Genomic DNA, 8,080 nt, shown 5'->3' on the forward strand with positions numbered 1-8,080 from the left:
CCGCGGGCGACGCCCGCGGGCAGCACGCGCGTGGTGTAGCGACGCTCGGACGCCAGCCCGGCCCGGGCCCCCACGCTGCGGGCAACCAGGGCCTTCGACAGCCCCTCGGCATACGCCCGGCTGCGGAAGTAGGCGAACCGCTCCCGCGCCGCGGGCACCTTGTGGTGGATCACCGCGCGGTCGTCGATCAGCAGCACCGCGTCCGGCCGGGCGCGCGCCAGCCGGATGCACAGCTCGGTTTCCTCGCAGCCCAGCGGCCGCTTGTCGGCGTCCCGCCCGATGCCGCTCGCGAACCCGCCCACGGCGTCGAACGCCTCCCTGCGGAACGAGGCGTTCCCGCCGAGCACGTTGCGCACCCGGACCCGCCCGGGCGGGAGCCCCCGGTACGTACACCCCACGACCCAGTCGAACTCCTCCGGGAACCAGGCCGGGCGGCGCCGGGACGCCCACACCGGTTCGGTGCGCCCGCCGACCGCCAGCACCCGCGGATCCGCGTACCCGCCGGCGAAGTGGCGCAGCCAGTCCCGCTCGGCGACCGCGTCGTCGTCGAGGAACGCGATCACCTCGCCGGTGGACGCGGCGACGCCGGTGTTACGGCCCGCGGACAGGCCGCGGGGGCCCGCGTTGGCGAGCACCCGCACCCCCTCACGTGCCCCGGCACCCTCGTAGTGGTCCCGGAGCCGCCGCAGCAGCGCCGGGTTGTGGTCCACCACGAGCAGCGTCTCCTCGGCAGGCCACGACTGGTCGCGCACCGAGGCCACCGCGGCGAGGATGTCGTCCCAGCGGTCCTCGGTGTAGACGCAGATCACCACCGAGATCCGCGGCTGCGGTCCGGCGAGGGTCAAGACACCTCCCCCCGGACCGCCGCGGGCGCCACGGCCGGGCGGCGGGGCCGCCGGACGCCGCGCTCGCGCAGGATCACCCTCAGCACCCGCAGCCCGTCGCGGACGGCCCGCAGATTGCTGGCGCCGTGGATGCGCTCGTACTCATGGCTGGGAATCTCCTGGACCCGCAGCCCGGCCTTGACCACCCGGATGTTCATCAGCGTCTCCACCTCGAACCCGGCGCAGTCCAGCGCGATCTCGTCCAGGCAGTGGCGCCAGAAGGCGTTGTAGCCGTAGCACAGGTCGGTGTAGCGGGCGCCGAACTTGCGGTTGACGATCGCGGTGAGCGCGCGGTTGCCGAGCTTGCGGATCGGCGTCATGTCGTCGGTGCCGCCGCCGTTGGCGAAGCGCGACCCCTTCGCGAAGTCGGCGCCCGACACCAGCGCGGACACATAGCTGACGATCTCGGACCCGTCGGCCGAGCCGTCCGCGTCCACCATCACCACGATCTCGCCGGTGCAGGCGGCGAATCCGGTGATGAGCGCGTTTCCCTTGCCCTTGCCGCGCTGCGTCACCACTTTCACGTCCGGCCACAGTTCACGGGCCACCCGGACCGTGTCGTCCGTGGAATTGCCGTCCACCAGGACGACTTCATGGATCCAGTCCGGAAGGGTTTTGAAGACGTACGGAAGATTGTCGGCCTCGTTCATCGCCGGAATCACGACGCTCACCGGCGGCGCGATCGCGAGATGCGAGGAGATGGGCCGGTATCGAGATGATCCGGCGGCCGGTGCGATATCGGACCTGGCCGGTCGCACAAAAGACGTCATGACGATGATTCCCTCTCGTCCGGTGGACCACCGCCCCCCGGCGGTCCTTTGGTGTATCCGGTTCGAAAGGGGGGTTCTCATCCGCGCATGACGGCATGGACTCTCGTGCACACCGTGAAGAACGGACGAGCTGGCTGTTACTGGCCTCGCGGCACGCGTCCCGGTCCGCCCCCGACAACAGGCAGGAAAAACCGGACGCGGCACCCCCCTACCGCGCCCCGCGCGGATTCCATCGCGGCGCTCGAGCCCTCCCCTTGAGCCGCGTTGAATGATGGTCCGATGCGGGTTGAGTAACGACGGTATTCATGCTCGTAACTCTGTTGAGCCTCTTGACCCTAGGGCAAGATGGCGGTGGCGACACCTCTTTCTGAAAGGTTGACCTTCATTTCCCGCCCCCATTCTTCCCGGCCGCCCGCACACTCCCCATGCGTTTCAGCAGCCGGTCGGCCGGTCCGAAAAGCTCCGGCCGGGAAAGCACCGTGTTGCGCAGCGCCCGCACCGGCGCACGCCGCGCCCGATGCCCCAGCGCCACCGGGTGGCGGCGCATCACCCACCCCTCCGACACGCTGAGATCGCGTGTCTTCAGGGAGTCCTTGTATTCCTTCTCACCGCGCCCGAGATCCAGATAGTCCACCCCCTCGGCAGCGGCTCCCTCCGCCATCCGCAGGTGCAGCACCAGACCGGGCGAGAACTTGGCGAAGTCCCTGTCGTACGCGGGGAACCAGCACGCCATGACGCGCTCCGAACGCAGCCCGAAGTGCGCGGCGATCGGCCGCCCGCCCGCGTACAGCACCGACAGCACGCCCGCGAACGATTCACCCCGGGTGTGGAACAGCTGCCGCACCAGCCGGATGATCCACGGATGGGCGAAGCGGTCGCTCCGCCCGGTCCTGCGGTACTGCGCGGACTTCCACCCCATCAGCGTGCGCAGCACGGCCGGATCGCGTTCGTCGTGGACGTACGACACCTCGCCGACGTCCCGGCCGAGCTTGCGCTGCTTCGCCAGCGTCGTCCGTGTGAACTTCGGTGAGCGGGCGCGCAGTTGGGCGAGATACGCCTCGTAGCCACGGTTCACGTCGATCACGGGGGAGTCGTACGTCCCCCGCGCCGCCACCTCGAACGGCTTCTGGCCCTCCACCAGGTGGTCGAACTCCCACACCGCCAGCCCGCACGCCTGTAACAGCTCGCGCGCGTCCCACTGGAACCCCGGCCGGTGCACCAGCCCCTGCGCGTCCGACAGGCCGAGGCCGATCGCCCGGCCCACCCCGAACCGGGTCCGCTGGAACGGGAAGAAGGCCACCGGCTCGCCCTCCTCGCGCACCACCGCGATCCGCACCCCGCCTCGGCAGCGGCCGAGGGCGAGGGCGAACTCGGGTGACAGGAAGGGGTTCGCCAGCTGCGGCGCGCCCAGCAGGGGCGCCTGGGCCTGCATGGCCGTCCAGACCGCCCGGTCCGCGACGGTCAGCTCGCCCGGCCGGTACACACGGATATCCACCAGTCAGCAGCCCCCGCCGCTTTTCTGAGGCTCGGCGAGCCCCCGGCCCGGGCGCCGGGCCTGCGCGAGGAGTGCCGGGGCCGGCATCAGCAGGCTCAGCAGGCCCACCGCGGCCACTCCGCCGCGCACCGACCAGAGGTGCAGCGCGAGCATGGTCTGCGCCACCAGCAGATCGAGGGCGAGCGCGCCCGCCATCCCCAGCACGGTGCGGGCCACCGCGTCGAGCCCGCGCAGGGTGCTGCCCAGCGCTGCGGCGGGCGCCGCCACGAGGAAGAACAGGGTGAACGGCGCGCGCAGCGGCGAGTCGAAGTCCGCCAGCGTGAGCGCGGCGCCGGTGGCCGCGATGCCGACGGCCGCCCCCGCGGCCACCGGCAGCAGGTCGGCGCGAGCCGATCCCTTGTCAGTGTTCGTCTGCATTGGCGACTTTGCCCCCCGAAGCGCCGGATGCCGGGCTTCAATGTCGCGCAGCGCGCCAAGGCCCGTCAAGACGGGAAAAGCGCGCGAAGACGTCATGCGAGAGCGCGAGGTTGAGCGCCCACCAAGGGTTTTGCGCACCCCGCGCGCCAGGCGCGCGCCGGAGATTGCGTGCAGGATTCACCCTTTTGAGTGATCGAAAGATTTTGGACAGCTACACGCATAGATCATGATTTTGGGCGGCATGACATAGCCATGTCACGGCGCCCATATATGCACGGTGGCGTGATTGACGGTTTCGAACGCGATGGCCCGCTATGGGGTGATCGCGCCTCACATCGGCACAGGAGTGATCCTGCTAGGGAGATTCGAATGAAACTGTCCAGACTCACGGCGACCTTAGGCGCGTTCGTCGTCGGCGCCGTCCTCGCCCTCACCGGGGCCGGTGCCGCCCACGCCAGCGGGCAGAGCGCCGGCCCCGCCTATGTGGCGCTCGGTGACTCCTACTCATCCGGCGTCGGCGCGGGCAGCTACGACAGCGCCAGCGGTGCCTGCAAGCGCAGCACCAAGGCGTACCCCGCGCTCTGGGCCGCCGCCCACTCCCCCTCCGGCTTCGCCTTCACCGCCTGCTCGGGCGCCAAGACCGGCGACGTGCTCAGCAGCCAGCTCGGACCGCTCAATTCCGCCACCGGTCTCGTCAGCATCAGCATCGGCGGCAACGACGCCGGGTTCGCGAGCGTCATGACCACCTGTGCGCTGTCGGGCGAGAGCGGCTGTCTCAACGCCGTGGCCAACGCCCGTACGTACGCCGAGAACACCCTGCCCGGCAAGCTCGACCAGGTGTACGACGCCATCAGCGCCAAGGCCCCGTCCGCCCAGGTCGTCGTCCTCGGCTACCCGCGCTTCTACAAGCTGAACGGCTCCTGCTTCCTGGGCCTCAGCGAGGCCTCGCGCGCCGCCATCAACAACGCCGCCGACCTCCTCAACTCCGTCACCGCCAAGCGCGCCGCCGACCACGGCTTCGCCTTCGGCGACGTCACCCCGACCTTCACCGGCCACGAGATCTGCTCCGGCAGCGCCTGGCTGAACAGCGTCACCTTCCCCATCGAGGAGTCGTACCACCCGACCGCCGCCGGTCAGTCCGGTGGCTACCTCCCCGTGTTCACCGCCGCTGCCTGAACGGATCCGTTCCCCGAGGTGCCCACGTAGAGGAGGAGGCCCCGTCCGTCGGGGCCTCCTCGCACGTCGTGGCGAAGTCGACGCGCGAGGACGTGACGGACGTGACGCCCTTCGGGCCCTTCGCCTCCACGGCGATCCAGTCCTCGTGGCGGGCCCCCGCCTGGTACGACAGCTCGGTGTGGCGCACCGTCCGCGCCGTGCCGCCCTCGCCGAAGCGGGCCGACTTCCAGCCGCCGTCCGACACCCGGCCGCTGCCGGTGATCCAGCGGTACCGGACCGTCGCGGGGGCGTGGTTCACCGAGAGGGCCGCCGTGAAGGACGGCGCCTTCCCGGACGGGGGCGGGCAGACGCCCTCGTAGTCGTCGCGCTCGGCCTTGATGACGACGGTGATGGTGAGGGCGGCGGGGGAGGTGGTCGCGGCCGTGGTCGCGGGGCCGCCGTTGTTGCCCTTGCCGTCTTTGGTGGCGTCCGTACGGTGCGTGCCGGTGGCGGTCGTCATGCCGCCGGTGCCGCCGTTGTTGTTCTCGTCCTGGCCGCCCTCGTTCAGCAGCGCCCAGGTCAGCCCGCACAGCGCCAGTACGCCCAGCACCGCTCCGGCCGCGATCGCGGCCACCGCCCGCCGTGGATGCTCCGGCGGCGGCTGATCGCCCGCGGGGCCGACGGGCGCGGGGGCGAGGGCGGCCGGATGGCCACCGCCCGGTGGCGCGGGGGCCGTCGGTGTCGTCGGTGTCGTCGGTGTCGCCGGGGTCGCGTCCGTGTGGCGCGGTACGTCGCCGGGTGTGCCGCCCGCGGCCACCAGCCGCAGCAGCCGCTCCGCCTCCGCCGCCGACGTCCGCTGCCGCGGATCCTTGTGCAGCAGCCCCTCCAGTACGGGCCTCAGCGGCCCGGCCCAGTGGGGCGGCGGTAACGACGCGTCCACCACGGCCCGCAGCGTCGACAGCGGCGTGTCCTGCCGGAACGGCGAGAAGCCCTCCACCGCGGCGTACAGCATCACGCCCAGCGACCACAGATCCGCCTCCGGGCCCGGCGGTTGGCCGAGCGCCCGTTCCGGGGCGAGGAACTCCGGCGAGCCGACCAGCTCCCCGGTCAGCGTCAGCGCCGCGTCACCCTCCACCACGGCGATCCCGAAGTCGGAGAGCACCACATGGCCGTCGTTCGCGATCAGGACGTTTCCGGGCTTGACGTCCCGGTGCAGGACGCCCACCGCGTGCGCGGCCCGCAGCGCCGCCAGCACCTCGGCGCCCACGAACGCCGCCCGCGCGGGCGGCACCGAACCCTCCGCCTCCAGCACATCCGCGAAGGACAGCCCGCGCACCAGCTCCATGACGATCCACGGGCGGCCGCCCTCCATCGCCACGTCGTACACCGTGACCACATTGCGGTGCGAGACCCGCGCCGCCGCCCGGCCCTCGCGCTCCAGCCGGGCGTACAGCCGGTCGATGTCGCGGTCGCCGAGCCCGGCCGGGGCCCGCACCTCCTTGATGGCGACTTCGCGGCCCAGCGCCTCGTCGTACGCCCGCCACACCACGCCCATGCCGCCGCGGCCCAGCTCGCCGAGGAGGCGGTAACGCCCCCCGGTCAGCCGCTCGTCCCGTCGGCCGAAACCCTCTTCGCTCATGGCCGAGCCCTCCCCCCACCGAGCAATTCGGGCTGAATGTACCTCAACCGAGCGTTGTTGCCGCCCCCCTGAGCACCAATCCGCAGCCGAGCACGAGCACGACGGCGGCCGTCCCGAACGGCGACGCGCGGTGCAGCACGCCCAGGAGCTTGTGGCCCCGGCCCGCCCGTTCCCGGCGGGCCATGAGCCGCTCGGCGGCCTCCTGGCCCACACGTACCGCCGTGAACCCGGCCGCCGTGAGGGTCAGCGCCAGCCCGAGCCCGTACGCCACCACCAGCACGATCCCGAACCACGCTTGCCCGAGCGCCGCGGCGCCGACCAGCACGACGACGGCGGAGGGGCTGGGGACCATGCCGCCCGCGAAGCCCATGAGGAGGGTGCCGCGGAGGGTGGGGCGGATTTCGTGGGTGTGGGTGTGGCCGTCTCCGTGGTCGTGGGTGTGCGTGTGCCCATGCGTGTGCCCGTGCGCGTGCCCGTGCCCGTGCTCATGGTCATGGTCGTGGTGGTGCTGGTGCTGGTGCTGGTGCTGGTGTGCCTTCACATGGCGGTGTCTGCGGACCGCCTTGCGCAGCAGCCCCGCGCCCGCCAGCGCGACCAGCACCCCGCTCGCGATGCCCAGCCAGGAGATCACCGAGGGCGCGGCCGCCGACCCCGCCGTGACCAGCAGCCCCAGGGCGAACACCCCCATCGTGTGGGTGACCGTCACCGACGCGCCCAGCGTCAGCACATCGCGCAGCGCGCTGCGGCCGCCCGCCGCGGCGGCCGCCGCCATCATGGTCTTCCCGTGGCCCGGGGCGAGCGCGTGCATCGCGCCCAGCATGACCGCGATGCCGAAGGCGGTGAGCGCGAAGCCGAAGGTGATGTCGTGCCGCGCCACCATCGAGGTGAGCGCCTGCGTCCAACGGTCCGCGCCGCGCGGCAGCACCGACGAACCCACCGCGTCGTCCCGGTCGGACGCCGGGGTGGCCGCGGCCAGCGCCGGGCCGCCCGGCTCGACCCGGAGTTTGGCGGTGCGCTGGTCGAGCGGCGAGGAGAGCTGGCCCTTGGGGTAGCGGGTCAGCCGGTGGGAGGCCGAGCGGGTGGGCGCGGTCGAGTCGGTGAGCGTCATCCGGTCGCCCTGGGCCGTCAGTTCGCGCCAGCCGGGGCCGGTGCCGACGTCGTGGGGGCGGTAGCCGATGGCCGCCTTCTGCGCGTGCGCCAGGCCCGCCGTCAATCGGCAGTCCACGCGCAGGGTCGGCAGCCCGGCCTGACCGGGTCGGTTGCGGGCCGCGCCGCGCTCCACGCGGACGTCGGTCTTACGGCCGTCCACGGTCAGGCGCGCCTTCTCGGCGGCGGTCGCGCAGCGGGTGTCGGCCCAGGCGGACAGCTCGCTCCGGGAGAGCGTGTCGTCGCCGTTCTTGTCGATCTGCGCCTTCGCCTGCGCGGACGGGATCTCGGCCAGGTCCTCGACGTGGTCGACGCGGACGGCGTCCTGCGTGATGACGAGGCCGTCGTAGCGGTTGACGGTGAAGTTGCCGAGGGGGTGCGCCTCGGCGCTCCCGGCGGGCAACAAGACCGGCGCCACGGCCCCCAGGAGCACCCCGGCGGCGATGACCCGCCGCCGGACCCGCCGCCGAGCGGCCACGTCGCGGGGATGCCCGGACGCCTTCCCCCACCCCGCCCCAACCCGACCCCGAGGCCCTGCCCCGGCCCCCGCCGCTCCTCGAACCCGGGGCTCCGC

The 8,080-nt window shown here is 72.5% G+C and carries 7 protein-coding genes; 1 reads left to right on the forward strand and 6 read right to left on the reverse strand.

Features of this window, described 5'->3' with window-relative positions; genetic code table 11:
* The 4 genes from EEJ42_RS36935 to EEJ42_RS36950 all read right to left on the reverse strand — a co-directional run.
* Window positions 1–845: glycosyltransferase family 2 protein (locus EEJ42_RS36935; protein ID WP_148082160.1), on the reverse strand; the 845-nt coding region annotated here is incomplete at its 3' end.
* Complete coding sequence (locus tag EEJ42_RS36940) at window positions 842–1,654, reverse strand: glycosyltransferase family 2 protein (protein WP_123106556.1); 813 nt, start codon at window positions 1,652–1,654, stop codon at window positions 842–844. The genes EEJ42_RS36940 and EEJ42_RS36935, both read right to left, overlap by 4 nt.
* Window positions 1,655–2,036: 382 nt before the next feature.
* On the reverse strand, window positions 2,037–3,149 hold the full coding sequence (locus tag EEJ42_RS36945; RefSeq protein WP_123106557.1) for a GNAT family N-acetyltransferase: 1,113 nt from the start codon (window positions 3,147–3,149) through the stop codon (window positions 2,037–2,039).
* Window positions 3,150–3,152: 3 nt separating this feature from the next.
* A complete protein-coding gene (locus EEJ42_RS36950; protein WP_246097607.1) occupies window positions 3,153–3,566 on the reverse strand; it encodes a hypothetical protein in 414 nt (137 codons plus the stop codon).
* Between the two features lie 369 nt (window positions 3,567–3,935).
* On the opposite strand from EEJ42_RS36950, the gene EEJ42_RS36955 reads away from it, so the two are divergent.
* The gene (locus EEJ42_RS36955) at window positions 3,936–4,742 is read left to right on the forward strand and encodes an SGNH/GDSL hydrolase family protein (protein ID WP_123106559.1); all 807 of its coding nucleotides are present in this window, start codon (window positions 3,936–3,938) and stop codon (window positions 4,740–4,742) included.
* Here EEJ42_RS36955 and EEJ42_RS36960 read toward each other — a convergent pair.
* A complete protein-coding gene (locus EEJ42_RS36960) occupies window positions 4,726–6,360 on the reverse strand; it encodes a serine/threonine-protein kinase (RefSeq protein WP_123106560.1) in 1,635 nt (544 codons plus the stop codon). The genes EEJ42_RS36955 and EEJ42_RS36960 overlap by 17 nt on opposite strands.
* 43 nt (window positions 6,361–6,403) lie before the next feature.
* A complete protein-coding gene (locus EEJ42_RS36965; RefSeq protein ID WP_123106561.1) occupies window positions 6,404–7,984 on the reverse strand; it encodes a HoxN/HupN/NixA family nickel/cobalt transporter in 1,581 nt (526 codons plus the stop codon).
* Window positions 7,985–8,080: the final 96 nt, after the last annotated feature.

This window comes from Streptomyces botrytidirepellens (assembly GCF_003721215.1).
GTDB classification, from domain to species: domain Bacteria; phylum Actinomycetota; class Actinomycetes; order Streptomycetales; family Streptomycetaceae; genus Streptomyces; species Streptomyces himastatinicus.

What these genes read in the sequence shown, in the direction of transcription:
- EEJ42_RS36950 (WP_246097607.1), bottom strand. Translation starts at nt 3,566, where the DNA reads ATGCAGACGAACACTGACAAGGGATCGGCTCGCGCCGACCTGCTGCCG.
- EEJ42_RS36960 (WP_123106560.1), bottom strand. Translation starts at nt 6,360, where the DNA reads ATGAGCGAAGAGGGTTTCGGCCGACGGGACGAGCGGCTGACCGGGGGG.
- EEJ42_RS36940 (WP_123106556.1), bottom strand. Translation starts at nt 1,654, where the DNA reads ATGACGTCTTTTGTGCGACCGGCCAGGTCCGATATCGCACCGGCCGCC.
- EEJ42_RS36955 (WP_123106559.1), top strand. Translation starts at nt 3,936, where the DNA reads ATGAAACTGTCCAGACTCACGGCGACCTTAGGCGCGTTCGTCGTCGGC.